Raw genomic sequence first — 24,213 nt, 5'->3', positions numbered from 1 at the left:
CCTCCTGTGGTTGAGATGGGTTAGAGCTTGGCGCCGGTGGCGCGCAGCTCGGCGATCGCCGGTGCCTTGGGCAGCCAAATGGCGTCGAAGGCCTTGATGGACGCTTCCACGTTCGCGGCCGGCTCGGCCTTCATGGCGATGCCGGTCTCCTTGAACTTGGCCAGCAGGCCGGGCTCGGTGCCCGCGATCTCGGCGATCTGCGCATCGAGCGACCTGGCCACCTGCTCGCGGATCAATTCCTTGTCCTTGTCGGGCAAGGAGGCCCAGACCCGGCCCGAGACCAGCGGCGCGAACGGCATGAACAGCGCGTTCATCTGCAGGATCACCTTGGAGACCTTGTCGAAGCGCGCATTCCACGAGAACTCGATGTCGGCCTCCAGAGCATCGACCTGGCCGTTGGCCATGGCGTCGAAGACCTGGGGTGTGGGAATCGGCGTGGGCGCAGCACCCATCGACTGGTAGAAGTCGCGGTAGACCGGGGTCGGGTTGATGCGCAGCTTCAGGCCCTTGAGGTCGGCCGAGCTGGCGAGGTCCTTGGTCGAGAACACCGAGCGCATGCCCGTGATGCCCCAGCCCAGGCCGATGCAGCCCGTCTCGCGCGGCAGCACCTCCAGCAGCTTGAGCGCGGCCGGTGTCTTGACCAGCTTGGCGACGGCCGCCGTGGAGCGCACCAGGTAGGGCGCGTTGATGGCGGCCACCGTGGCCACGCGCGAGCCGAGTTCGGCGGCCTGGATCCAGCCCATGTCCAGCGCGCCGGACTGCAGCTGCTGCATCATGGCCGACTCGTTGCCGAGCTGGCCCGAGTGGAACACCGTGGCCGACAGGCGCCCGCCGGTCTCCTTCTTGAGCGTCTCGCCGAAAGCCACGGCGGCGCGGTTCCAGGAATGGCCGGCCGGCGTGATGAGGCCGATGCGGAACTCCTTGTTCTGGGCGCGCAGCACGGGACTGAAGGCGAGCGAGGCGGCAGCGGCGCTGCCGGCGACGAACGAGCGGCGGGAAACGTTCATGGAAGGCTCCAGGTTGAGAAAAGCTACTTGATGAGCCCCAGCGACAGCCAGGGGAAGATCGACAACAGCACCAGCGCCACGCAGCAGACCAGGAAGAACGGCAGCGTCACGACGAACATCTTTCCGGGCTTGGCCCCGGTCACGGCGGCGGCGACGAAGAAGCTCAGCCCCACGGGCGGGGACATCAGGCCCAGCACGAGGTTGACGACCACCACCACGCCGAAGTGGCGCGGGTCGATGCCGTAGACCTCGGTGGCGATCGGCAGCAGGATGGGCACGGTCATGATCAGGCCGGGAATGCCATCGATCACGGTGCCGATGACCAGCAGGATCACGTTGGACAACAGCAGGAAGGTGACCGGGTCCCTGGCCACGGTCTGCACCCAGGCCGCCGTGGCCTGCGGCACCTTGCCGAAGATCAGGATCCACGAGAACACCGCGGCGGCCGCCACCAGGAACAGCACGATGGCCGAGTAGATGCCTGCGCGCACCAGCATCTCGGGGATCTGGCTGAAGCGAAATTCCTTGGTGATGTAGCGGCCGACCAGTGCGGACGCGACGGCGCCCACGGCCGCAGCCTCGGTCGGATTGGCCAGGCCCGAGAGGATGGAGCCCACGATCACGACGGGAATCAGCAGCGTGGGGCTGCACACCAGCACCGATCGAGCACGCTGGCGCAGTGTGCGGCGCTCGCTGCGCGGGTACTCGTAAATGAGGCCCATCAGCGCGATCACGACGAAGAACATCACCGTGAGCAGGATGCCGGGCAGGATGCCCGCGATCAGCATGTCGCCCACGGCCACCTGGGCCAGCACGCTGTAGACCACGAACATGACCGAAGGCGGGATGATGGGGCCCAGCATGCCGCCGTAGACCGTGACGCCGGCCGCGAAGGTCCGGTCGTAGCCTTGCTTCTCCATCTCCGGCACCATGATCTGCGACATGATGGCCACCTGGGCCGTGGCCGAGCCGATGATGGACGAGACCAGCGCGTTGGCCAGGGTGTTGACGTAGGCCAGGCCGCCCTTGACGGCGCCGACGAAGGCCATGGACAGCTCCACGAGCCGGCGCGTGATGCCGCCGCCGTTCATGATCTCGCCGATCAGGATGAACAGCGGGATCGCGATCAGGCCGTAGCTGTCGACACCGCCGAACATCTGCATCGGGAAGGACTGGAACAGCAGCGGGTTGCCGCTGTCCCAGATGTAGAACATGCCGGCCAGGCACAGGCAGATGCCGATGGGCACGCCCACGAACAGGATGGCCAGGAAGAACAGGCTGGTGAGCATGTTCAGTTCACCACGGCTTCGGCGTCGGAGACGGGGAAGCCGGCATGGCGGCGTTTGGGCTGCCAGCCCAGGTCCTCGACCAGGTTGGCTGCGGCGTGCAGGCTCAGCGTCAACGCGAACAGCGGCAGGATGGTCTGCAGGGCCCAGGTCGGCCAGTTCAGCGTCTGCGTGCGCTCGGTGTAGAGGAAATTGAACGAGCTGGCGGCGAACGCCTTGGCGTCGAAACCGGCCCGCGCGATGCCCACCGGGTCCATCCAGATCCAGCACATCCAGAGCATGGCGATGCCGAACACCAGCACGCCGGCACCGGCCGCGAGCTTGAAGACGCGGGCCGCGCCGGCGCCGAGCTTGTCGGTCAGCAGTGTGACGGCGAAATCCATGCGCAGCCGCGTCATGGCCGAGCCGCCCACGAAGGTCAGCCAGACCACGGAGTAGACCGCCGCCTCGTCGATCCAGTAGATCGGCATGCCCGTGTAGCGCGTGGCCACGTTGACGAGGATCAGCAGCATGAGCAAGGCCATCAGGACCAGGATCAACCAACGCTCCAGGCGCAGCACCGCGCCGGAGGCATCGAGCACCAGACTGGACCATGCGTTGCGCCGGGGTGGGGCGGGCTGCTGCATCTTGGGTACTCCTTTGGAATATTTAAAATATATTAGCCGTATGCTAGAGTGCAAAGCAAGCTTGGTGCCACGGGTTATCGTCCGTGCTTACCCTGAGGATCTGACGTGATGCTGAAGAAGGGCGCGGCGCCCAAGCGGCGCGATGCCGACATCGCCTACGAAGCCATCGAGGCCATGATCTCCACCCTGGGCCTGCCGCCGGGTGGCCCCATCGTGGAGGCCGAGATCTCCGAGCGCATCGGCCTGGGCCGCACGCCCGTGCGCGAGGCGCTGATGCGGCTGATGTCGATCGGGCTGATCGTGCAGCAGCCGCGGCGCGGCCTGCTGGTCTCGCCGATCGACCTGGCCAACCACCTGGACGCCATCCTGACGCGGCGCGTGCTCGAACGCGTGATCGCCTCCTGTTCGGCGCGCCGCGCCAACGCGGCCGAGCGCCAGCAGATCGCCGACTGCGCCGAGCGCATGGTGGCTGCCGCTGCGCGCGACGACCTCAAGGCCTACATGCGCGCCGACCACGATCTGGACGCCGCCAACCATGCCGCCAGCCGCAACGCCTCGGCCGTCACGGCCGTGGTGCCATTGGTCACGCAGTGCCGGCGCTTCTGGTATGCCTACCAGCATGCGGGCGAGATCGCCGAGGGCGCGCGTTGCCATGCACTGCTGGCCAGCGGCATCGCCAAGGGCAGCGAGGCGCAGGCCGTGCAGGGCGCCGATGCGCTGATGGACTACCTGGAGGCCTTCACGCGGCGCGTGATCGACAACTGATCACGGTGCCTCGCGCACCAGCCGGATGCCGACCAGCGTGTAGCGTGTCTGGGGCGTGTTCCAGTTGCGGAAACCGCAGCGCGCATAGAGCGGCCAGGTGTGCCAGGAGCCACCGCGGCGCACCTTGACCTCGCCATTGGCGGGTCCCTGCGGATCGTCCGCGGGCGCGTGGGCATAGTAGTCGTCTGCATGCCAGTCGGCAGTCCATTCCCAGACGTTGCCCAGCATGTCGTGCACGCCGAAGGCATTGGGCGCGAAGCTGCCCACGGGGGCGGTGAAGGCAAAGCCGTCACGGAACGGGAAGGCCTGCTCGGCCCAGCGCGGCCAATGCACGGCCGCGTCGCGGTCGAACACGTTGGCATGGCCCTGCAGCGCGGCGGGGGGCGGCTCGGCGCCCTGCTGGCCGGCGCGGCAGGCGTATTCCCATTCGGCCTCGGTCGGCAGCCGGTAGCGCTGCCCCTCGGTGCGCGAGAGCCACTGGGCGAGCGCCTGGGCATCGTTCCAGGTCACGTTGACGACGGGATGGTCGTCGCCCTGCGCGAAACCCGGGTCGCGCCAGGAGTAGCGCGGTGCGCGGCCCTCGAAGGCGTCGCCGCGCACCGTGGTGGCAGGATCGTAGGCCGGGTTCCAGCCGTAGCCGCCCGTGCCGTCGGCGATGGATTCAGGCACGTAGCCCGAGCGCGCGAGGAACGCCCGGAACTGGCCGACCGTGACCTCGTGCTGCCCCAGGTAGAACGGCCGTGTGATGCGCACGGTGTGCGCTGGCCGTTCATCGTCCAGGCCACGCAGGCGGCCCGCGTCGGCCTGGGGATAGAGCGCCTGGAGTTCCTCGACCGACGCCGCCGTGCCCATGCGAAAGCTGCCGGCCGGGATGCGCACGAATACCATGCCCAGCGTGTTGACCGGCCTGGCTCCACCGGTCGGAGGCGGTGCGGCGCAGCCGCCGAGCAGCAGCGCCAGTGCCGAAGGACCGATCCAGGAAGCTGATGGCGGCATCCTGGATCTCGGCCTTCAGGCCAGCGCTTCCAGCAGCTCTGTCTCGACGGCGATCTGCAGCCGGTTCTGCTGCAGCGCCGGGCCCTGGACCAGGAAGGTGTCTTCCACGCGCTCGCCCAGCGTGGAGATCTTGGCCAGTTGCACGCTGATCTCGTTGCGTGCCAGCACGCGGGCCACGAGGTACAGCAGGCCGGGCCGGTCGCTGGCCGAGATCGACAGCAGCCAGCGCTGGGCCTTTTCGTCGGGCTGCAGATCCACGCGCGGGGCGATCGGGAAGCTCTTGACGCGGCGCGACACGCGGCCGCGGCCCGGCGTGGGCAGCGGCCCCGCCGCGGCCAGGGCCAGGGCCAGGTCGGCCTCCACCATGTGCATGAGCTCCTGGTAGTGCTCGGGCAGCATGGAGGTGACGACCTGGAAGGTGTCCAGCGCATAGCCGTTCTTGGCCGTGTGCACCTTGGCGTCGACGATGGAAAAGCCCGCGTGGTCGAAGTAGCCGCAGATGCGCGCGAACAAGTCGGCCCGATCGGCCGTGTAGACCATCACCTGCAGCCCTTCGCCGACCGGCGAGCGGCGTGCGCGCACCAGCGCCGGCTGGTCCGGGTCCAGGCCCTCGGGGCCCAAATGGCGCGCGATCTGGCGCGCATGCCAGGCGATGTCGCCGGCCTCGTGGCGCATGAAGTAGCTCACGTCCAGCGTGGACCACAGCTGCTTGTGCGATTCGAAGGGCTCGGCATGCAGGGCCAGCTGCGTCAGGGCCTCGCGCTTGCGCGCCTCGATCTCGGCATCCGGGTCGGGCGCGCGGCCGCCCAGCACGCGCAGCGTGTAGCGATACAGGTCTTCGAGCAGCTTGCCCTTCCAGGCGTTCCAGACCTTGGGCGAGGTGCCGCGGATGTCGGCCACGGTCAAGAGGTACAGGGCCGTGAGGTAGCGCTCGTTGCCCACGCGCTTGGCAAAGCTGGCGATCACGTCGGGGTCGGACAGGTCGGCCTTCTGCGCCACGCGCGACAGCGTGAGGTGTTCCTCCACCAGGAACTCGATGAGCTTGCTGTCCTGCCGGCCGATGCCGTGCTGCAGGCAGAAGCGCCGCACGTCGCGCGCGCCGAGTTCGGAATGGTCGCCGCCGCGGCCCTTGGCGATGTCGTGGAACAGCGCGGCGATGTACAGGATCCAGGGCTTGTCCCAGCCGGCCGCCAGCTGCGAGCAGAACGGGTACTCGTGTGCATGCTCGGCCATGAAGAAGCGCCGCACGTTGCGCAGCACCATCAGGATGTGCTGGTCCACCGTGTAGACGTGGAACAGGTCGTGCTGCATCTGGCCCACGATCTTGCGGAACACCCACAGGTAGCGGCCCAGCACCGAGGTCTGGTTCATGAGCCGGATGGCGTGCGTGATGCCGGCCGGCTGCATCAGGATGCGGCGGAAGGTTTCGCGGTTGACGGGGTCGTTGCGAAAGCGCGCCGTCATCAGCGAGCGTGCGTTGTACAGCGCGCGCAGCGTGCGCGCCGACAGGCCGCGGATGCCGACCGTGCTCTCGTACAGCAGAAAGGTCTCGAGGATGGCGTGCGGGTTGCGGTGGTACAGGTCGTCGCTGGCGACCTCGATCATGCCGGCCTTCTCGAAGAAGCGTTCGTTGATCGGTCGCAGCGCGTGCGTCGTGGGGTTCAGCCGCTCCTCGATGTTGAGCAAGAGGACCTGGTTGAGCTGGGTGACCGCCTTAGCGGCCCAGTAGTAGTGGCGCATCAGCTGCTCGCTGGCACGCACCGCGCTGTCGTTGCGCCAGCCGAAGGATTCGGCCACGGCGGTCTGCAGGTCGAACACCAGGCGGTCTTCACGTCGGCCGGCGATCAGGTGCAGCCGCGCTCGGATCAGGCTCAGCAGCGCCTCGTTGCGCTTGATCTGGCGCGCCTCGTGCGGCGTGGCCAGGCCGGTGCGGGCCAGCTCGTCCCAGCTGTTGCCCAGGCCGGCGGCCTTGGTGATCCACAGGATCAGCTGCAGGTCGCGCAGTCCGCCTGGCGACTCCTTGCAATTGGGCTCCAGCGCATAGGGCGTGTTGTCGAACTTGTTGTGGCGCTGGCGCATCTCCAGCGTCTTGGCGACCAGGAAGGCCTGCGGATCGAGGGCCTTGCGGAACTGGTTGCTGAACAGCGTGAACAGGGCCGCATGGCCGGCGATCAGCCGCGCTTCCAGCAGCGAGGTCTGCACCGTCACGTCCTTCTCGGCCTCGGCCAGGCATTCGCGGATGTTGCGCACCGAGGAGCCGATCTCCAGGCCCGCGTCCCAGCAACTGCCGATGAACCCCTCGATGCGCGCCTTGAGGCCGGCGTCCTGTTCGGGCGACTCGGCCTCGGGCAGCAGCATCAGCACGTCGACATCGGAATGCGGGAACAGCTCGCCGCGACCGAAGCCGCCCACGGCCAGCAGCGCACAGGAGGCCGGCATGTCGGCACGCTGCCAGAGCTGGCACAGGGTCTCGTCGGCCAGCCGCCCCAGCTGCAGCAGCACCCCGTGCAGATTGCGCGTGCTGGCGCCGCAGTCGCGCAGCGTCTGCAGCAGCGCGTTCTTGCGCTGCTGGTAGTGGGCGCGCAGGGTCGGCAGATCAACCGCCGGTGCGACACCGCAGGGGGCGGGCAGGCTGCTCAAGCGGCGGCGGTGCTCGATTGGGGCTGCACGAAGGCCGGCGGCGCCAGGCTGCCGGCCGACAGGGTCAGCACCTCGTAGCCGGTTTCGGTCACGAGCACGGTGTGCTCCCACTGGGCCGACAGCGAATGGTCCTTGGTCACGATGGTCCAGCCGTCCTTCTCGGGGCCGTCCTTGATCTCGCGCCGGCCGGCGTTGATCATGGGCTCGATCGTGAAGGTCATGCCGGGCTCCAGCACCTCCATGGTGCCGGGGCGGCCGTAGTGCAGCACCTGCGGCTCTTCGTGGAAGCGCTGGCCGATGCCGTGGCCGCAGAACTCGCGCACCACCGAGTAGCCCTGGCCCTCGGCGAACTTCTGGATGGCGTGGCCGATGTCGCCCAGGCGCGCGCCGGGCCTGACCTTGACGATGCCGTGCCACATGGCCTCGTACGTGACCTGCACCAGCCGGCGCGCAGCGATCGAGCCTTCGCCGATGATGTACATGCGGCTGTTGTCGCCGTACCAGCCGTCCTTGGTGATCACGGTGACATCGACGTTCATGATGTCGCCCTTTTTGAGCGGCTTCTCGTTCGGGATGCCGTGGCAGACCACGTGGTTCAGCGAGGTGCACAGCGCGGCCGGGTAGGGCGGATAGCCGGGCGGCTGGTAGCCCACGGTGGCCGAACGCGTGCCCTGCACGTTGACCATGTAGTCATGGGCGAGCCGGTCGATTTCCTTGGTGGTGACGCCGGCCGCGATGTGCGGCGTCAGGTAGTCGAGGACTTCGGACGCCAGACGGCAGGCTTCGCGCATGCCCGCGATCCCGGCGGCGTCTTTGATGGTGATGCTCATGGGGCCGAATTATCCCACTCGGGTTTTCCATTGTCCGGCGCCGCTAAAATTGCGGGCTTTCCCCGCCCCAGGCGGGCCACCAAGCCCAGTCAGCGCTTGCCCGGCCCGCCCGCCCACCACCCACAGGCCGCCACAACGTGACCTCGCACCCGATCCAGCTCGAAGGCGGCAACGCCCTGAGCGACTTCCGCGTCCAGCAACTGCTCCCCCGCCTGCAGGCGGTCCACGACAAGATCACGGGCCTGGCGGCGCGCCATGTGCACCTGGTGCTGGCCGACGCACCCTTGGAGCCGGCCGCCGCCGAGCGTCTGGCCGCGCTGCTGGACTATGGCGATCCGTACCAGGGCCCCACGGACGGCCCGGTGCTGGTGGTCACGCCGCGCCTGGGCACGGTTTCGCCCTGGGCGTCCAAGGCCACCGACATCGCCCACAACTGCGGCCTGCCCGTGCGCCGCGTGGAGCGCATCACCGAGTACCGGCTGGTGCTCAAGGCCGGTCTGCTGGGCGGCAAACCGCAGTTGAGCGCAGAGCAGTTGCTGGCCGTCGGCGACCTGTTGCACGACCGCATGACCGAAAGCCTGCTGGCCGACCGGCAGCAGGCCGAAGGCCTGTTCGCCACGCTGCAGGCCGCGCCCATGGCCCGCGTCGACGTGCTGGGCGGCGGCCGCACGGCGCTGGAGACGGCCAACCGCGAATTCGGCCTGGCCCTGGCCAGCGACGAGATCGACTACCTGCTGGACGCCTTCACCCGGCTCGGCCGCAACCCGACCGACGTGGAACTCATGATGTTCGCGCAGGCCAACAGCGAGCACTGCCGCCACAAGATCTTCAACGCCAAGTTCACGATCGACGGCCAGGACCAGGCGCTGAGCCTGTTCGGCATGATCCGCAACACCCACCAGCTGGCGCCGCAGCACACCGTGACCGCCTATGCCGACAACGCCTCGGTCATGGAGGGCGGCCAGGTCGAGCGCTTCGTAGCGGGCGAGGGCGGCGGCTACGCGGGCCAGCAGGCACTGCACCATGTGCTCATGAAGGTGGAGACGCACAACCACCCGACCGCCATCTCGCCGTTCCCGGGCGCGTCCACGGGCGCGGGCGGCGAGATCCGCGACGAGGGCGCCACGGGCCGTGGCTCCCGACCCAAGGCCGGCCTGACCGGCTTCACGGTTTCCAAGCTCTGGCCCGACGCTGCCGACGCGGCCTACGGCAAGCCGGCCCACATCGCGAGCGCCTTGCAGATCATGACCGAGGGCCCGCTGGGCGGCGCGGCCTTCAACAACGAGTTCGGCCGGCCCAACCTGCTGGGCTACTTCCGCGAGTACGAGCAGACCGCGGCCTCCGACGTGGACAGCCAGCGCCGCGGTTACCACAAGCCCATCATGATCGCGGGCGGCCTGGGTTCCATCGCGGCCGAGCAGACGAAAAAGATCGCGTTCCCGGCCGGCGCGCTGCTGATCCAGCTGGGCGGCCCGGGCATGCGCATCGGCATGGGCGGCAGCGCCGCCAGTTCCATGGCCACGGGCGCCAATGCGGCCGAGCTCGACTTCGACTCGGTACAGCGCGGCAACCCCGAAATCGAGCGCCGGGCGCAGGAGGTCATCAACCGTTGCTGGGAGCAGGGCTCAGACAACCCCATCCTGGCCATCCACGATGTGGGCGCGGGCGGTCTGTCCAATGCCTTCCCCGAGCTGACCAACGACGCGGGCCGCGGCGCGCGCTTCGAGCTGTCGGCCGTGCCGCTCGAGGAGTCGGGCATGGCGCCCAAGGAGATCTGGTGCAACGAGAGCCAGGAGCGCTATGTGCTGGCCATTGCACCCGAGTCGCTGGACCGCTTCGCGGCCTTCTGCGCACGTGAGCGCTGCCCGTTCGCCGTGGTCGGACGGGCCACCGAGGAGCGCCAGTTGGTGCTGGCGGCCGAGGACAACCCGGTCGACATGCCCATGGAAGTGCTGCTGGGCAAGCCGCCCAAGATGCACCGCGTCGTCGAGACGGTGGCGCGCCGGTTCGCGCCGCTGGACCTGAACGGTGTGGAGCTGCAGAAGGCCGTGATCGACGTGCTGGCGCACCCGACCGTGGCCTCCAAGCGCTTCCTGATCACGATCGGTGACCGCACCGTGGGTGGCCTGTCGCACCGCGACCAGATGGTCGGCCCCTGGCAGGTACCGGTGGCCGACTGCGCCGTGACGCTGGCCGACTATGCCGGCTTCGCGGGCGAGGCCATGTCCATGGGCGAGCGCACGCCGCTGGCGGTCATCGACGCGCCGGCGTCGGGCCGCATGGCCGTGGCCGAAGCCATCACCAACCTGCTCGCTGCACCCATCGAGTTGCCGCGCGTGAAGCTGTCGGCCAACTGGATGGCGGCCTGTGGGCAGCCGGGCGAAGACGCCGCGCTGTACGAGACGGTCAAAGCCGTCGGCATGGCGCTGTGCCCGGCCCTGGGCATTTCCATCCCGGTCGGCAAGGATTCGCTGTCCATGCGCACGCAGTGGCAGGACGGCGGCGAGAAGAAGCAGGTCAGCGCACCCGTGAGCCTGATCGTCTCGGCCTTCGCGACGCTGGCCGACGTGCGCGGCACGCTGACGCCGCAACTCGACGCCACGGAGGCCGACAGCACGCTGGTGCTGATCGACCTGGGCCGCGGAAAGCACCGCATGGGTGGCAGCATCCTGGCGCAGACGCTGGGCCAGGTGGGCGATGCCGCACCGGACCTGGACGAAGCGCAGGACCTCGTGAACCTGGTCAACGCGGTCAATGAACTGCGCGCCCAGGGCCGCATCCTGGCCTACCACGACCGCAGCGACGGCGGGCTGCTGGCAACGGTCTGCGAGATGGCCTTTGCAGGCCATGTGGGCGTGGCGCTCAATGTCGACCTGCTGGTGACCGAAGGCGACGGCATCAGCGACAGCCGCGCCGAATACGGCGACGCCAAGAACTGGGCGACCCAGGTCTCGGCACGCCGCGAAGAGCTGACGCTCAAGGCCTTGTTCAGCGAGGAGCTGGGCGTGGTGCTGCAGGTGCGCACGGCCGAGCGCAACGAGGTCATGCAGGTGCTGCGCGCACACGGCCTGTCCAAGTGGAGCCACTTCATCGGCAAGACGCGGCCCGCGGGCGGCGCGATCGAGGTGGGCGTGGGCGAGGTCCAGGTCTGGCGCGACACCAAGTCGGTGTTCTCTGCCAAGCTGTCGGACCTGCACCAGGTCTGGGACAGCGTGAGCTGGAAGATCTGCCAGCAGCGCGACAACCCGGCCGGCGCCGATGCCGAGCATACGGCCGCTGGCGCGGCCGAGGATCCGGGCCTGCAGGTCGCCCTGCGCTTCACGCCGACGCAGGCCGTGGCGCCGGCATTGCTGCAGCGCCGGCCCAGGGTCGCCGTGCTGCGCGAGCAGGGCGTCAACTCCCATGTGGAGATGGCCTATGCCTTCACGCAGGCGGGCTTCGAAGCCTTCGACGTGCACATGACCGACCTGCAGGCCGGCCGTTTCGATCTGGCCGACTTCCAGGGCGTGGTGGCCTGCGGCGGCTTCAGCTATGGCGACACGCTGGGCGCCGGCATCGGCTGGGCGCGTTCCATCACCTTCCACGAGCGCCTGTCGGCCCAGTTCCAGGCCTTCTTCGGCCGCGGCGACACCTTCGGCCTGGGCGTGTGCAATGGCTGCCAGATGTTCGCCGAGCTGGCCGACATCATCCCGGGCGCGCAGGACTGGCCGCGCTTCACGGCCAACCGCAGCGAGCGCTTCGAGGCGCGCCTGTCGCAGGTGGAGGTGCTGGAGTCCCCCAGCCTGTTCTTCAAGGGCATGGCCGGCAGCCGGCTGCCGATCGCGGTGGCGCACGGCGAGGGTTTCGCGAACTTTTCGCGGCGCGGCAATGCAGCCAGGGCCATCGCGGCCATGCGCTTCACCGACCACCATGGCCAGCCGACCGAGGCCTATCCGTTCAACCCCAACGGCAGCCCGGGAGGCCTCACGGCCGTGACCACGGCGGACGGCCGCTTCACGGCCATGATGCCGCACCCCGAGCGCGTGTTCCGCAACATCCAGATGAGCTGGACGTCGGGCGACAAGAGCGCCATGAGCCCCTGGATGGAGCTGTGGCACAACGCGCGGCGCTGGGTGGGTTGAGCGCAGCGACGGCGGTTCAGCCGCCGATGTAGCTCATCTCGATGCGCTTCTCGCGCGGTGCCAGCATGCCGGCACCGCGCAGCTGCGAATAGCGGTCGCTGCGCTGCTGCCAGATGCCGGCGATGGCCTGCGTGATGTCCGCGTCCGACGCCCCGCCGCGCAGCAGGCCGCGCAGGTCGTGGCCGCGGCTCGCGAACAGGCACAGGTAGACCTGGCCTTCGGTCGACAGGCGGGCCCGGTTGCAGTCGTGGCAAAAGGCCTGGGTGACGCTGCTGATCACGCCGATCTCGCCCGAGCCGTCGGCATAGCCCCAGCGCTCGGCCGTCTCGCCGGGCGCAGAAGGGTCAAGCGCCACCAGCGGCAACTCGGCCGACAGGCGCTGCACGACCTCGGCCGAGGGCAGCACCTCGTCCATGCGCCAGCCGTTGGTGGCGCCCACGTCCATGTACTCGATGAAGCGCAGCACCACGCCCGTGCCGCGGAAGTGCCGGGCCATGGGCACGATCTCCTGCTCGTTCGTGCCGCGCTTGACGACCATGTTGACCTTGATCGGGCCCAGCCCGGCCCGCTGAGCGGCGTCGATGCCGTGCAGCACGTCGGCGACCGGGAAGTCCACGTCGTTCATGCGCCGGAACACGGTGTCGTCCAGCCCGTCCAGGCTCACGGTCACGCGGTTCAGCCCGGCCGCCTTGAGGCTGGCGGCCTTGCGCGCCAGCAATGAGCCGTTGGTCGTGAGCGTCAGGTCCAGCGGCGCACCGTCGGGCGTGCGCAGCGCGGCGAGTTGCGCCACCAGCACCTCGATGTTCTTGCGCAGCAGCGGCTCGCCGCCGGTCAGGCGGATCTTGCGCACACCCTGGGCCACGAACAGCCGGGCCAGCCGGGCGATCTCCTCGAAGCTCAGCAGCGCACTGTGGGGCAGGTAGGGGTAGTCCTTGTTGAAGACTTCCTTGGGCATGCAGTAGCTGCAGCGGAAGTTGCAGCGGTCGGTCACGCTGATACGCAGGTCGCGCAGCGGGCGCTGCAGCTGGTCGTGCAGCGGGCCGGGCGCCTCGCCCACGGCATGCATCGGCACCGGCAGGGGCGCGGTCTGGGCAACGAGGGGGATGACGCGGCGGACCATCCCGGGATTGTGCAGCAGCCTGCGTGGGAGTCGGCCCGCGTGTGGACAAGGGTATTGCGAGTCATTATCATCTGGGTGCCCGAGTACGCATGGTCCACGCAAAGGGCGCACCCCAGTTGGAGGCATGCGCGTGGACGTCGAACCCCTCACTTCTCGAACGACCGGTGGCGACCCGCTGTCGCCCTGGCGGTCCGCCATGTCGCGCGGCGCAGCCGCGCCCCGCCAAAGCCGTGTGCTCTGGCGCAGGTTGCTAGGGTGGGCCATCCTGCTGGCCGGCGTGGCCTTGCCCGGCGTGCACTTGTTCCAGCGCATCCTGGCCGACCCGGTGCTGACCGCGGCCCTGCAGGCCGGAGCGCTGGCGGCGCTGGCCACGGCCCTGGGCACGGTGCCGGTGCTGTTGTCGCAGCGCCTCTCGGACCGGGCGCAGGACACGCTGTTCGGCTTCGGCGCAGGCGTCATGCTGGCGGCCTGCGCGTTCTCCTTGGTCATTCCCGGCGTGGCCGCCGCCAACGCGGGCGGCGCCGGGCCCTGGCGTGCGGGCATGACGGTGGGCGCTGCCATCCTGCTCGGCGGCATCGTGCTGCTCGCGCTGGAGCGCTGGTTGCCGCACGAGCACTTCATCAAGGGCAAGGAGGGGCCTGAAGCCCGCACGCTCAAGCGCACCTGGCTGTTCGTCTTCGCGATCGCCTTGCACAACCTGCCCGAGGGATTGGCGATCGGCGTCGGCTTTGCCGGCACCGACCCGATGCGGGCCGGCGCGCTGGCCACCGGCATCGCGATCCAGGACGTGCCCGAGGGCCTGGTGGTCGCCGTGGCGCTGCTGGCGGCGGGCTACCGGCGCAGCGTGGCCGTCGGCCTGGGCATGGCGTCCGGATTGATCGAGCCCGTCGGTGCCGTGCTGGGCGCGGCCGTCATCAGCTACTCGGCCGCGCTGCTGCCATGGGGCCTGGGCTTCGCGGCCGGCGCCATGCTGTTCGTCATCAGCCACGAGATCATTCCCGAGTCGCACCGCAAGGGCCACGAGGCCTGGGCCACGGGCGGGCTGATGCTGGGCTTCGTGCTCATGATGCTGCTGGACACGGCCCTGGGTTGAGCCGCTTCAGCCGTGGCGCACGGCCACGGTCTTCAGCACGGTGAAGCCGTACAGCGCCTCGAAACCCTTTTCGCGGCCATGGCCGGAGCTCTTGACGCCACCGAAAGGCAATTCCACGCCGCCGCCGGCACCGTAGTTGTTGATGAACACCTGGCCGCTGCGCACGTTGCGCGCCATGCGGAACTGGCGTGCGCCGTCGCGCGTCCAGACGCCGGCCACGAGGCCGAACTGGGTGGCATTGGCCAGTTCGACGGCGTGTTCCTCGTCGCGGAATGCCATGGAGGCCAGCACCGGGCCGAAGACCTCTTCCTGCGCCAGCCGGTGCTGCACGGGCACGTCGCGCAGCAGCGTGGGCGCCTGGTAATAGCCGGTCTCGGGCGCTTCCTCGACCACGCGGCCCTGGGCCACGATGGGAATGTCGGCCGAATGGGCGTCGGACAGGAAGTCCCACACGCGCTGCTGCTGCGTGGCGCGGATCAGCGGGCCCAGGTCCAGGTCCATCGACGCAGGGCCCACGCGCAGGTCTTCGAACACGGTCGCCAGGCGCTCGAGCAGCGGCTCGTAGATCGACTGCTCGACCAGCAGGCGCGAGCCGGCCGAGCAGGTCTGCCCCGCGTTCTGCACGATGGCGTTGACGATGGCCGGGATCGCCTGGTCCAGATCGGCATCGGCGAACACGATCTGCGGGCTCTTGCCGCCCAGTTCCAGCGTGACCGGGCAGTGCCGCTCGGCGGCCGCTTGCTGGATCAGCGTGCCGACCTTGGGGCTGCCTGTGAAGCTGAGGTGGTCGATGCCGGGATGGCGCGCCAGTGCGTCGCCGACCTCGTGGCCGTAGCCGGTCACGATGTTGATGGCGCCGGCCGGAAAGCCGGCCTCGGCCGCCAGTTCGGCCACGCGCAGCAGCGACAAACAGGCGTCCTCCGAGGGTTTGACCACGCAGACGTTGCCCGCCGCCAGCGCGCCGCCGACGCAGCGGCCGAAGATCTGCATGGGGTAGTTCCAGGGCACGATGTGCCCGGTCACGCCGTGCGGCTCGCGCCAGGTGAAGACGCTGTAGCCGTTCTGGTAGGGAATCGTCTCGCCGTGCAGCTTGTCGCAGGCACCGGCATAGAACTCGAAATAGCGCACCAGCGCGATGGCGTCGGCGCGCGCCTGCTTGGTCGGCTTGCCGCAATCGCGCTGCTCGAGCGCCGCGAGTTCCTCGCCATGCTCGGCGATCTTCTCGGCCAGCCGCATCAGCAGCCGGCTGCGTTCGGCCGCCGCCAGCTTGGACCAGACCCCGTCGTAGCACTGGCGGGCCGCGCGGACGGCGGCATCGATGTCCTGCGCATTGCTGCGCTGGATCTCGTCGAAGGGCTGGCCGTCGGACGGGTCGATCATCGGGATGGTGCGGCCGGACGAGGAGGGGACGAAGGCGTTGGCGATGTAGTTCAGGGGCATGGCGTCTGGAGCGAGAAACGGATCAGGGGCAGATGATGTCGAGCCGAGGGAAGTAGTGGCGGTAACGCCTGGCATCGCGTGTGAGCAGACGCAAACCGGCGACCGTGGCGTGGGCGCCGATGTAGAAGTCGGGCAGCGGCGAACGCGCGCGGCCATCGGCGGCACCCGGCACAGCACGGTAGGCGCGAAAGGCCTGGCCGGCCAGGAAAGCCGCATCCCAGGGCAGGGCATCGCGCCGTAGCGGCAGGCCGGCCAGCGCGGCCTCCAGTTCGGCGGCGCGCTCGAAGCGCGGGCTCAGCTCGGCCAGCACCAGCGGATTGATGACGAGGGCGGCCTCGTCGCCGAGCCGGGCCAACTGCTCGAGCGACCAGTCGGCCCATTGCGGGTCGTCGGCCAGAACGTCGATCAGCACATTGCTGTCGATCAGGGTGGCGGGTGGGGCGAGGTAACGCGCGTCGGGCTCGGCGACGCGCGGCGTGTGTTCAGCCACGCAGCCAACGCATGAATTCGTCGGTGCCCATGCCCTTGAACTGCGCCGCGGTGGCGCTGCCCCGCACGGCCTGGAATGCCGCGCGCACCGGCGACATGCGCGGCTGCACGCGGCGCAGCAGCACGTCGCCGTTGGGACGGACTTCGAACTCGACCTCGTGGTGGGGATGCAGGCCGGCCTGTTCGCGCACGGCCTGCGGGATCGTGACCTGCCCCTTGCTGGTGATTTTCATGGCGACCTCGATTCTTACTTTTGCAAGTAAGAATCTTACGCCATGCATCAGCCGCCGTGGAATTTCATGACCAGCGGCACGATCAGCAGCGCCACGATGTTGATGATCTTGATGAGCGGGTTCACAGCCGGGCCGGCCGTGTCCTTGTAGGGATCGCCGACGGTGTCGCCGGTCACGGCGGCCTTGTGCGTCTCCGAGCCCTTGCCGCCGTGGTGGCCGTCCTCGATGTACTTCTTGGCGTTGTCCCAGGCGCCACCGCCCGTGCACATCGAGATCGCCACGAACAGGCCGGTCACGATGGTGCCCATCAAGAGGCCGCCCAGCGCGGCCGGGCCCAGCAGCAGGCCGACCAGGATGGGCACGATGACCGGCAGCAGCGAGGGGATCATCATTTCCTTGATCGCGGCCGAGGTCAGCATGTCCACCGCCTTGCCGTACTCCGGCTTGGCCGTGCCTTCCATGATGCCCCGGATCTCGCGGAACTGGCGCCGCACCTCGACCACCACCGAGCCCGCCGCGCGGCCCACGGCCTCCATGGCCATGGCGCCGAACAGGTAGGGGATCAGCCCGCCGATGAACAGGCCAATGATGACCATGGGGTTGGACAGGTCGAAGGTGACGACCTTGCCGTAGGCTTCCAGCTTGTGCGTGTAGTCGGCGAACAGCACCAGCGCGGCCAGGCCGGCTGAGCCGATGGCGTAGCCCTTGGTCACGGCCTTGGTGGTGTTGCCCACGGCGTCCAGCGGGTCGGTGATGTCGCGCACGCTGGAGGGCAGCTCGGACATCTCGGCGATGCCACCGGCGTTGTCGGTGATGGGACCGTAGGCATCCAGCGCCACCACGATGCCGGCCATGCTCAGCATGGAGGTGGCGGCCACCGCCACGCCGTACAGGCCGGCCAGCGCATAGGCGACCCAGATCGCGATGCAGACGAAGATCACGGGCCAGGCCGTGGAGCGCATGGACACGCCCAGGCCGGCGATGATGTTGGTGCCGTGCCCCGTGGTGGAAGCCTGGGCGATGTGCTGCACGGGCTTGTACTGCGTGCCGGTGTAGTACTCCGTGATCCAGACCAGCGCGGCCGTCAGCACCAGGCCCACCGTGCACGCGCCGAACAGCTTCATCTGGCTGCCGGCGGCGGCGATCGCGTTGTCGGGGATCAGCCACGCCGTCACGAAGTAAAACGCCACCAGCGACAGCACGCCCGACACCGCCAGGCCCTTGTACAGCGCCGGCATCACGTTCTTCATGCCCGGCGAGGCCTTGACGAAGAAGCAGCCGATGATGGAGGCCACGATGGACACCGCGCCCAGCGCGAGCGGGTAGACCACGGTGCTGGCGCCGCCGCCGGCCACGACCAGGGCCCCCAGCACCATGGTGGCGATCAGCGTCACGGCATAGGTCTCGAACAGGTCGGCCGCCATGCCGGCGCAGTCGCCCACGTTGTCGCCCACGTTGTCGGCGATCACGGCCGGGTTGCGCGGGTCGTCCTCGGGGATGCCGGCCTCGACCTTGCCTACCAGGTCGGCGCCCACGTCGGCGCCCTTGGTGAAGATGCCGCCACCCAGCCGGGCGAAGATGGAGATCAGCGAGGAGCCGAAGGCGAAGCCGATCAGCGGGTTGAGCAGTTCGCTGGGCTTGACGCCCGGCGCGCCGTTGGCCGCCAGGTACCAGTAGAAGGCCGTGACGCCCAACAGGCCCAGGCCCACCACCAGCATGCCCGTGATGGCGCCGCCGCGGAAGGCCACGTCCAGCGCCGGCCCGATGCCTTGCGTGGCGGCCTGTGCCGTGCGCACATTGGCGCGCACCGAGACGTTCATGCCGATGAAACCACAGGCGCCCGAGAGCACGGCACCGACCACGAAGCCCACGGCCGTCTTGGCATCGAGGAACAGCCCGATCAGCACCGCCAGCACCACGCCCACGATGGCGATGGTCTTGTACTGCCGTGCGAGGTAGGCGGCCGCGCCGGTCTGGATCGCCGCGGCGATCTCCTGCATGCGGGCATTGCCCGCGTCCTTGGACAGGATCCAACTGCGGGCCCAGAAGCCGTAAGCCACAGCGATGAAGCCGCAGACAAGCGCCAATATCAGCGCCGAGTTGCCATTCATAAAACGTCTCTCCTCACGCTCGTTCTCGTTGCTCGAAAGGGCACAACGCACGCGGTGCCCCGCTGCGTTGCTTCCTCGTCGTGCTCAGAACTCGTGCGAATGACGATTGGCCAACCGGGGCAATATATAAGCAAATCTCGCAATGACTGTTGCATCGCAGCCTCGGCTGTGGGCGTGCCCCCTAAAATCCGGGTTTGTCCCAGGCGTTCCCTTTTCTCAACTGCTCCGAAAGCACCATGTCCCTCGACAAAGTCTCCCCCGGCAAGAACATTCCCGATGCGTTCAACGTGGTCATCGAGATTCCGATGAACGCCGACCCGATCAAGTACGAGGTGGACAAGGACTCCGGCGCGATCTTCGTGGACCGCTTCATGACCACCGCCATGCACTACCCGAGCAACTACGGCTATGTGCCGCAGACGCTGTCGGGCGACGGCGACCCGGTCGACGTGCTGGTCATCACTCCGTATCCCCTGTTTCCGGGCGTGGTCGTGCCCTGCCGCCCCCTGGGCATCCTGATGATGGAAGACGAAGCCGGCGTGGACGGCAAGGTGCTGGCCGTGCCGACCGACAAGGTGCTGCCCATCTACAGCCACTGGAAGAGCGTGGACGATGTCAACCCCATGCGCCTGAAGGCCATCACGCACTTCTTCGAGCACTACAAGGATCTCGAGAAGGGCAAATGGGTCAAGGTGCTGGGTTGGGAAGGCATCGACGCGGCCAAGAAGGAAGTGCTGGACGGCGTCGCCAACTACAAGAACAAGACCGGGGCCTGATCTGCCCATGGGCTCTGAAGGCATCAGCACGGGCATCGTGCACTCCGACCGCCGGCTCGGCATCGAGCACGGTGGGGTGCACAAGCCGATCCATACCTCGGTGCAGTACGGCTTCGACAAGGTCGAGGACCTGATCGGGGTGTTCCAGGGCACGACCAAGGGGGGCTTCAGCTACGCCCGCCAGGGCACACCGACCACGGCCGCCCTGGAGGCGCAGATCACGCGGCTGGAGCGGGGCGTGGGCACGGTCTGCTTCGCCACGGGCATGGGTGCCATCAGCGCGGTGTTCTTCACGCTGCTGCGCGCGGGCGACCACCTGGTGGCCAGCCAGTTCGTGTTCGGCAACACCAACAGCCTGTTCGGCACGCTGCGCGATTTCGGCATCGAGATCACGACGGTGGACGCCACCGACGCGGCCCAGGTCGCGGCGGCGCTGCGGCCGAACACGCGCATGGTCTTCGTCGAAACCATCGCCAATCCCGGCACGCAGGTGGCCGACATGCCGGCCATCGGCCAGCTCTGCGCCGAGCGCGGCCTGCTGTTCGTGGTCGACAACACCATCACCTCGCCGGCGTTGTTCCGTCCCACGGACGTGGGCGCGGGCCTGGTCGTGCAGTCGCTGACCAAAACCATCTCGGGCCACGGCCATGCACTGGGCGGTGCGGTCACGGACACGGGCCGCTTCGACTGGCAGAACCATCCCAACATCTTCGCGGCCTACCGCAAGGGCGACCCCAGGCAATGGGGCCTGGCGCAGGTGCGCAAGAAGGGGCTGCGCGACATGGGTGCGACGCTGTCGTCCGAGCACGCGCACCACATCAGCGTGGGCGCCGAGACGCTGGCGCTGCGCGTGGCGCACACCAGCGCCACGGCGCTGGCGCTGGCGCGCTATCTGGAGTCGCATCCTTCGGTGGTGTCGGTGCGCTACCCGATGCTGGAATCCCACCCGCAGCACGCGCTGTCCAAACAACTGTTCAGCGCGGGCTCGTGGCTGCTGTCGTTCGAGCTGGCCGACACGGCCGCCTGCATGGCGTTCATCAACCGGCTGCAACTGGCTGTCAAGGCCACCGGTCTGGGCGACACGCGCACGCTCGTGATCCCGGTCGCGCCGACGATCTTCTGGGAAGCGGGCCCGCAGGTGCGCGCCGCCATGGGCATCGCCGATGGTCTGATCCGGCTCTCGGTCGGTCTGGAAGACAGCGCCGATCTGCTCGCCGACTTCGAACAGGCCTTGCGTTAAGAAACAGTCTGGCGGAACGGCGTGCGCTGCGCCAGTTCCTCCAGGTAGTGCTCCACGCCCTGGCCTTCGCGCTCCAGGAAACGCTCCACCGCCTCGGCGAAGGCCGGATGCGCAAGCCAGTGCGCGCTGCTGGTGCGCACCGGCATCAGCGCGCGCGCCATCTTGTGCTCGCCCTGGGCGCCGCCCTCGAAGCGCCGATAGCCGTGCTGGATGCACCACGCCAAGGGCTGGTAGTAGCAGGCCTCGAAATGCAGGCAGTCCACACGTGCCAGAGCACCCCAGTAGCGGCCATAGGCCACACCCTGGTCGGGCTGCAACGCCACGAGGCTGCAGGCGATGGCCTGGCCATCCCGTTCGGCGATGAACAACAACCAGTGCTCGGGCATGTCCTGCGCCATCGACGCGAAGAAGCTGCGCGACAAGTAGGGCGCGTTGCCGTGTTCCAGGTAGGTGCGCTCGTAGCAGCGGTAGAAGAAGCCCCAGTCCGCCGCGGCGATGTCGCGGCCTTGCGCCCAGCGAAAGCGCACGCCGGCCTCCGCCACCTTGCGCCGCTCCTGGCGGATCTTCTTGCGCTTGTCCTGGGCCAGGCTGGCCAGAAAATCGTCGAAGTCCGCGAACGGCCGTCCATCGGCGCGGGCGTTTTGCCAATGGAACTGCACTTGATGCCGCAGCATCAGCCCGGCGTCGGCACAGGCGGCCATGTCGGCCTCGTTGCCGAACAGCAGGTGAAGTGAAGACAACTCCTGCGCCTCGCACCAGGCCACGGTCGCGCTCAGCAGCATGGCCCGGCTGCTCGCATCGCGCGCCAGCAGCCGCGCACCCGGCACGGGCGTGAAGGGCGGGGCGATGACGGCTTTGGGGTAGTAGGGCAGACCGTGGCGCTGGTAGGCATCGGCCCAGGCCCAGTCGAACACGTACTCGCCGTACGAGTGCGTCTTGAGGTACAGCGCACAGGCGGCCAGGAGTGCGTCCTGCTGCCACAGGCTGAGGATGCGGGCCGTCCAGCCGGTGCCGGTCACTGCGCTGCCGCTCGTCTGCATGGCGCGCAGGTAGGCATGGCGCATGAACGGGCTGGCGTCCGCCTGCGTTGCGAGCAGGCCATCCCAGGCGGCAGCGTCGATCTCGGAAATGTCCGCCACGATGCGGAAGGTGGTGTCGTCGTCTGCCATGTGGTGTTCGAATGATGCACGGAGCGGCGGCTTGCCGTTGCGCTTGCTGGCTTGGCCCCGGTGCGCCAGGCGAATTCGGGTGACATCCCGCGTGATCGCGGGTGAATGACGCTATCCTATTGCCGGTACGTCTCCGTATTGGCCAGCCTCCAGAAAGACTCAGATGAAGCAGATCACCGCCATCCTCAAACCCTTCAAGCTCGAAGAAGTGCGCGAAGCGCTGGCGGAATGCGGCGTGACCGGGCTGACCGTCACCGAGGTGAAGGGCTTCGGCCGCCAGAAGGGCCACACCGAGCTGTACCGCGGCGCAGAGTACGTGGTCGACTTCCTGCCCAAGGTGAAGGTCGAGATCGTGGTCAAGGACGACGACGTGGACCGCTGCGTCGACGCCATCGTGCGGGCGGCACGCACCGGCAAGATCGGCGACGGCAAGATCTTCGTGACGGATGTGCAACGCGTGGTGCGCATCCGCACCGGCGAAGAGGACGAATCGGCCGTCTGAGGGCCGTTCAAGGCCGCGCCCTCAGATCTGGTCCAGCTGCGGCGCGGGCGCCAGGCCCGCATCGTTGACCAGGCTCTTGAGCAACTCCTCCGCATCGCGGCCGATGCGGATCAGGTCCATCTGCCAATCGTTGACGAAACCTGCCCGCACGGTGGCCTGCAGAAAGCTCTGGAGCCCGTCGTACAGGCCCTCGACGTTGAGCAGTCCCACGGGCTTGTCGTGGTAGCCGAGCTGGCGCCAGGTCCAGACTTCGAAGAACTCCTCGAAGGTGCCGATGCCGCCCGGCAGGGCCAGGAAGGCGTCGGCGCGTTCGGCCATCATGCGCTTGCGGTCGTGCATGGTGTCGACCACGTGCAGCTCGGTGCAGCCGCGGTGGGCCCATTCCTTCTCGACGAGCGCCTGCGGAATCACGCCGATGACCCGGCCGCCTGCGGCCAGCGTGGCGTCGGCGACCATGCCCATGAGGCCGTTGTGGCCGCCGCCGTACACGAGCTGGCCGCCATGTTCGCCGATCCAGCGGCCGACCTGCTGCGCCACAGCGGCATAGCCCGGGTGCGCTCCAGGACGGGAGCCGCAATAAACACAGAGCGAGAAAGCAGGCTTCATCGGGTACGGGGCAAGGCCGTGACCAGGCGGGTGCCCGCCAGCGCGTCATGCCAGAACTGGGATTGGGGATGGAAGCGGCTGGCGATGGCCCACACCGCGACCCAGCCCAGCAGCAGCACGAAGGATTCGCCGGCCGGCAGCCGGAACGGTGCGATCAGCACGAGCGGCGGCAGGAACCAGAGCCAGCTCAGCAGGTAGCGCACGAAGGCCCTGGCCTGGCTGGCGGGGCGGCCCGCGCGGTCGACCAGGCGGATGTGCCAGGTCTTCATCGCCAAGGTCTGGCCCTTGGACCAGAACCAGGTGAAGTAGATGCCGAACACCACGAACAGGAAGGCCTGCAGGCCCGTGCGGTTGTCCAGCGCGTTGCGGGTCTGGCTCAGCGTGCCGAACAGGTAGCCGGCGATGAAGACCACGCCGAACATCAGCATGCCTTCGTAGAGCCAGCAGGCCATGCGGCGCCACAGGCCGGGCGCCTGCAGGGGGGCGGCCGGCTCGGGTCCCGCGGCGTTCATTGGTGTGGGGCCGTGTCCGGCTCGGTGGCGTGGGCGTCGACCTGGGGCAGCAAGGTCTGCGGATTGATCAGGTGGGGGGCGGTGCTGATGCGCGGCATGGTGCGCTGATTCTCGGGTGCAACGGGCATGGTGGCCAGGCGTTGACGCGGAATCGGGCGGACCGCTGTGGCTGCGCCAGGCAGGGCGCGGCGCGGCGCCTGTTCTGCCAGTTTGCGACGCTCCTCTTCGCTGAGCGCCTGGTAGGCCTCCCACTTGGCCTGCTTGTCGTCGCTGGCAAGGCGTTCGGTTTCCGCGAAGTTCAGCCGCGCGCGGCTGCGCTCCGCGGCACTGAGCTTGACCCATTCAAGCATGCGCTGGTGCAGCTTCTGCTGCTCTTCGGGCGGAAGCTTGTCGAAGTTACGCGACAGCGCAATCCACTTGCGGCGCTGGCCTTCGCCAAGGCTGTTCCAGCTCGGCCCCAGCGGTTTGAGGGCCTGGCGCTGCGCGCTGCTCAGCCCCCCCCAGCGCGGACTGGGCGCTTCGGCTTTCTCCGTGGACGGGCCGCTGGCGGCCTTGGTGGCAGGCTGCGCAAAGGCCAGCGCCGCCGCGCAACACAGACTTGCGCTTGCAGCGACACGGGACCAGCGGATGGGGCGGGATGGGAGCAAAGCG

Annotated in this window: 21 protein-coding genes; 6 read left to right on the top strand and 15 right to left on the bottom strand. The window is 68.5% G+C overall.

From position 1 onward, the window contains the following. Positions 1-20: 20 nt before the first annotated feature. Genes IE209_RS26855 through IE209_RS26845 form a run of 3 tightly spaced genes read right to left on the bottom strand, consistent with a single transcriptional unit; the run spans position 21 to position 2,919 of the window. Positions 21-1,007 carry a TRAP transporter substrate-binding protein gene (locus IE209_RS26855; RefSeq protein WP_189689943.1) on the bottom strand — a complete coding sequence of 329 codons (987 nt, stop codon included), beginning with the start codon at positions 1,005-1,007 and terminating at the stop codon, positions 21-23. A 23-nt stretch (positions 1,008-1,030) separates the two neighbouring features. Next, entirely contained in the window at positions 1,031-2,296 is a 1,266-nt protein-coding gene (locus IE209_RS26850) for a TRAP transporter large permease (RefSeq protein ID WP_189689942.1), read from the bottom strand. Positions 2,297-2,298: 2 nt separating this feature from the next. Continuing rightward, positions 2,299-2,919: a TRAP transporter small permease gene (locus tag IE209_RS26845; RefSeq protein WP_189689941.1), complete on the bottom strand. Its 621-nt coding sequence runs from the start codon at positions 2,917-2,919 to the stop codon at positions 2,299-2,301. A gap of 108 nt (positions 2,920-3,027) precedes the next feature. Between IE209_RS26845 and IE209_RS26840 the strand changes: the two genes are divergently transcribed. Beyond that, the gene (locus tag IE209_RS26840) at positions 3,028-3,684 is read left to right on the top strand and encodes a GntR family transcriptional regulator (RefSeq protein ID WP_189689940.1); all 657 of its coding nucleotides are present in this window, start codon (positions 3,028-3,030) and stop codon (positions 3,682-3,684) included. Here IE209_RS26840 and IE209_RS26835 read toward each other — a convergent pair whose 3' ends face one another. From IE209_RS26835 to map, 3 genes are read right to left on the bottom strand one after another with little or no spacing between them, the layout of a single operon-like run. After that, on the bottom strand, positions 3,685-4,680 hold the full coding sequence (locus tag IE209_RS26835) for a formylglycine-generating enzyme family protein (RefSeq protein WP_189689939.1): 996 nt from the start codon (positions 4,678-4,680) through the stop codon (positions 3,685-3,687). 15 nt (positions 4,681-4,695) lie between these two features. Continuing rightward, entirely contained in the window at positions 4,696-7,320 is a 2,625-nt protein-coding gene (locus tag IE209_RS26830) for a [protein-PII] uridylyltransferase (protein ID WP_229883064.1), read from the bottom strand. Next, on the bottom strand, positions 7,317-8,150 hold the full coding sequence (gene map / locus IE209_RS26825; protein WP_189689938.1) for a type I methionyl aminopeptidase: 834 nt from the start codon (positions 8,148-8,150) through the stop codon (positions 7,317-7,319). Before map ends, IE209_RS26830 begins: the two co-directional genes overlap by 4 nt. A 137-nt stretch (positions 8,151-8,287) precedes the next feature. On the opposite strand from map, the gene purL reads away from it, so the two are divergent. Next, positions 8,288-12,271: a phosphoribosylformylglycinamidine synthase gene (purL, locus tag IE209_RS26820; protein WP_189689937.1), complete on the top strand. Its 3,984-nt coding sequence runs from the start codon at positions 8,288-8,290 to the stop codon at positions 12,269-12,271. Positions 12,272-12,287: 16 nt separating this feature from the next. Here purL and moaA read toward each other — a convergent pair whose 3' ends face one another. Next, a complete protein-coding gene (moaA, locus tag IE209_RS26815; protein WP_189689936.1) occupies positions 12,288-13,391 on the bottom strand; it encodes a GTP 3',8-cyclase MoaA in 1,104 nt (367 codons plus the stop codon). A gap of 196 nt (positions 13,392-13,587) precedes the next feature. Here moaA and IE209_RS26810 point away from each other — a divergent pair, with 196 nt between their 5' ends. Then, positions 13,588-14,484, top strand: a complete 897-nt coding sequence (locus IE209_RS26810; protein ID WP_189689967.1) for a ZIP family metal transporter — start codon at positions 13,588-13,590, stop codon at positions 14,482-14,484. 6 nt (positions 14,485-14,490) lie between these two features. Here IE209_RS26810 and IE209_RS26805 read toward each other — a convergent pair whose 3' ends face one another. The 4 genes from IE209_RS26805 to IE209_RS26790 are packed head-to-tail and all read right to left on the bottom strand — an operon-like array spanning position 14,491 to position 18,757. Next, a complete protein-coding gene (locus IE209_RS26805; RefSeq protein WP_189689935.1) occupies positions 14,491-15,924 on the bottom strand; it encodes an aldehyde dehydrogenase family protein in 1,434 nt (477 codons plus the stop codon). A gap of 22 nt (positions 15,925-15,946) precedes the next feature. Then, on the bottom strand, positions 15,947-16,414 hold the full coding sequence (locus IE209_RS26800) for a type II toxin-antitoxin system VapC family toxin (protein ID WP_189689934.1): 468 nt from the start codon (positions 16,412-16,414) through the stop codon (positions 15,947-15,949). Continuing rightward, positions 16,407-16,646: an AbrB/MazE/SpoVT family DNA-binding domain-containing protein gene (locus tag IE209_RS26795; RefSeq protein ID WP_189689933.1), complete on the bottom strand. Its 240-nt coding sequence runs from the start codon at positions 16,644-16,646 to the stop codon at positions 16,407-16,409. The genes IE209_RS26800 and IE209_RS26795 overlap by 8 nt, the downstream gene beginning before the upstream one ends. Positions 16,647-16,693: 47 nt before the next feature. After that, positions 16,694-18,757 carry a sodium-translocating pyrophosphatase gene (locus IE209_RS26790; RefSeq protein WP_189689932.1) on the bottom strand — a complete coding sequence of 688 codons (2,064 nt, stop codon included), beginning with the start codon at positions 18,755-18,757 and terminating at the stop codon, positions 16,694-16,696. Positions 18,758-18,993: 236 nt separating this feature from the next. Here IE209_RS26790 and ppa point away from each other — a divergent pair, with 236 nt between their 5' ends. Both ppa and IE209_RS26780 read left to right on the top strand, forming a co-directional pair. Then, positions 18,994-19,533, top strand: coding sequence for an inorganic diphosphatase (ppa, locus tag IE209_RS26785; RefSeq protein WP_189689931.1), 540 nt, complete (start codon positions 18,994-18,996; stop codon positions 19,531-19,533). 7 nt (positions 19,534-19,540) lie between these two features. Continuing rightward, entirely contained in the window at positions 19,541-20,773 is a 1,233-nt protein-coding gene (locus IE209_RS26780; RefSeq protein WP_189689930.1) for a cystathionine gamma-synthase family protein, read from the top strand. Here the strand turns inward: IE209_RS26780 and IE209_RS26775 are convergent. Further along, entirely contained in the window at positions 20,770-21,942 is a 1,173-nt protein-coding gene (locus IE209_RS26775; protein WP_189689929.1) for a GNAT family N-acetyltransferase, read from the bottom strand. The two genes, IE209_RS26780 and IE209_RS26775, sit on opposite strands and share 4 nt — an antisense overlap. Before the next feature lie 163 nt (positions 21,943-22,105). Between IE209_RS26775 and glnB the strand changes: the two genes are divergently transcribed. Continuing rightward, entirely contained in the window at positions 22,106-22,444 is a 339-nt protein-coding gene (gene glnB / locus IE209_RS26770; RefSeq protein WP_114468109.1) for a nitrogen regulatory protein P-II, read from the top strand. Positions 22,445-22,465: 21 nt separating this feature from the next. On the opposite strand, the gene IE209_RS26765 is transcribed toward glnB, so the two are convergent. Genes IE209_RS26765 through IE209_RS26755 form a run of 3 tightly spaced genes read right to left on the bottom strand, consistent with a single transcriptional unit; the run spans position 22,466 to position 24,209 of the window. After that, positions 22,466-23,050, bottom strand: a complete 585-nt coding sequence (locus tag IE209_RS26765) for an LOG family protein (RefSeq protein WP_189689928.1) — start codon at positions 23,048-23,050, stop codon at positions 22,466-22,468. Then, positions 23,047-23,562 (bottom strand): RDD family protein, encoded by a 516-nt coding sequence (locus tag IE209_RS26760; protein WP_189689927.1) that lies wholly within the window; start codon positions 23,560-23,562, stop codon positions 23,047-23,049. Before IE209_RS26760 ends, IE209_RS26765 begins: the two co-directional genes overlap by 4 nt. Further along, a complete protein-coding gene (locus tag IE209_RS26755; RefSeq protein ID WP_189689926.1) occupies positions 23,559-24,209 on the bottom strand; it encodes a DUF3106 domain-containing protein in 651 nt (216 codons plus the stop codon). The genes IE209_RS26760 and IE209_RS26755 overlap by 4 nt, the downstream gene beginning before the upstream one ends. Between the last annotated feature and the right edge of the window lie 4 nt (positions 24,210-24,213).

The organism is Pseudorhodoferax aquiterrae (assembly GCF_014652235.1).
Classification (GTDB): Bacteria; Pseudomonadota; Gammaproteobacteria; order Burkholderiales; family Burkholderiaceae_C; genus Pseudorhodoferax; species Pseudorhodoferax aquiterrae.
Note: the sequence above shows the minus strand (reverse complement) of the source record. Positions and strands in the feature narration are given on the sequence as shown.

Excerpts from the sequence above, each read along its gene's own strand:
- glnB (WP_114468109.1), top strand. The coding sequence starts at position 22,106 with ATGAAGCAGATCACCGCCATCCTCAAACCCTTCAAGCTCGAAGAAGTG.
- map (WP_189689938.1), bottom strand. The coding sequence starts at position 8,150 with ATGAGCATCACCATCAAAGACGCCGCCGGGATCGCGGGCATGCGCGAA.
- IE209_RS26775 (WP_189689929.1), bottom strand. The coding sequence starts at position 21,942 with ATGGCAGACGACGACACCACCTTCCGCATCGTGGCGGACATTTCCGAG.
- ppa (WP_189689931.1), top strand. The coding sequence starts at position 18,994 with ATGTCCCTCGACAAAGTCTCCCCCGGCAAGAACATTCCCGATGCGTTC.
- IE209_RS26780 (WP_189689930.1), top strand. The coding sequence starts at position 19,541 with ATGGGCTCTGAAGGCATCAGCACGGGCATCGTGCACTCCGACCGCCGG.
- IE209_RS26795 (WP_189689933.1), bottom strand. The coding sequence starts at position 16,646 with ATGAAAATCACCAGCAAGGGGCAGGTCACGATCCCGCAGGCCGTGCGC.
- IE209_RS26790 (WP_189689932.1), bottom strand. The coding sequence starts at position 18,757 with ATGAATGGCAACTCGGCGCTGATATTGGCGCTTGTCTGCGGCTTCATC.
- IE209_RS26805 (WP_189689935.1), bottom strand. The coding sequence starts at position 15,924 with ATGCCCCTGAACTACATCGCCAACGCCTTCGTCCCCTCCTCGTCCGGC.
- moaA (WP_189689936.1), bottom strand. The coding sequence starts at position 13,391 with ATGGTCCGCCGCGTCATCCCCCTCGTTGCCCAGACCGCGCCCCTGCCG.
- IE209_RS26765 (WP_189689928.1), bottom strand. The coding sequence starts at position 23,050 with ATGAAGCCTGCTTTCTCGCTCTGTGTTTATTGCGGCTCCCGTCCTGGA.
- IE209_RS26760 (WP_189689927.1), bottom strand. The coding sequence starts at position 23,562 with ATGAACGCCGCGGGACCCGAGCCGGCCGCCCCCCTGCAGGCGCCCGGC.
- IE209_RS26855 (WP_189689943.1), bottom strand. The coding sequence starts at position 1,007 with ATGAACGTTTCCCGCCGCTCGTTCGTCGCCGGCAGCGCCGCTGCCGCC.
- IE209_RS26845 (WP_189689941.1), bottom strand. The coding sequence starts at position 2,919 with ATGCAGCAGCCCGCCCCACCCCGGCGCAACGCATGGTCCAGTCTGGTG.
- IE209_RS26840 (WP_189689940.1), top strand. The coding sequence starts at position 3,028 with ATGCTGAAGAAGGGCGCGGCGCCCAAGCGGCGCGATGCCGACATCGCC.
- IE209_RS26850 (WP_189689942.1), bottom strand. The coding sequence starts at position 2,296 with ATGCTCACCAGCCTGTTCTTCCTGGCCATCCTGTTCGTGGGCGTGCCC.
- IE209_RS26835 (WP_189689939.1), bottom strand. The coding sequence starts at position 4,680 with ATGCCGCCATCAGCTTCCTGGATCGGTCCTTCGGCACTGGCGCTGCTG.
- IE209_RS26810 (WP_189689967.1), top strand. The coding sequence starts at position 13,588 with ATGTCGCGCGGCGCAGCCGCGCCCCGCCAAAGCCGTGTGCTCTGGCGC.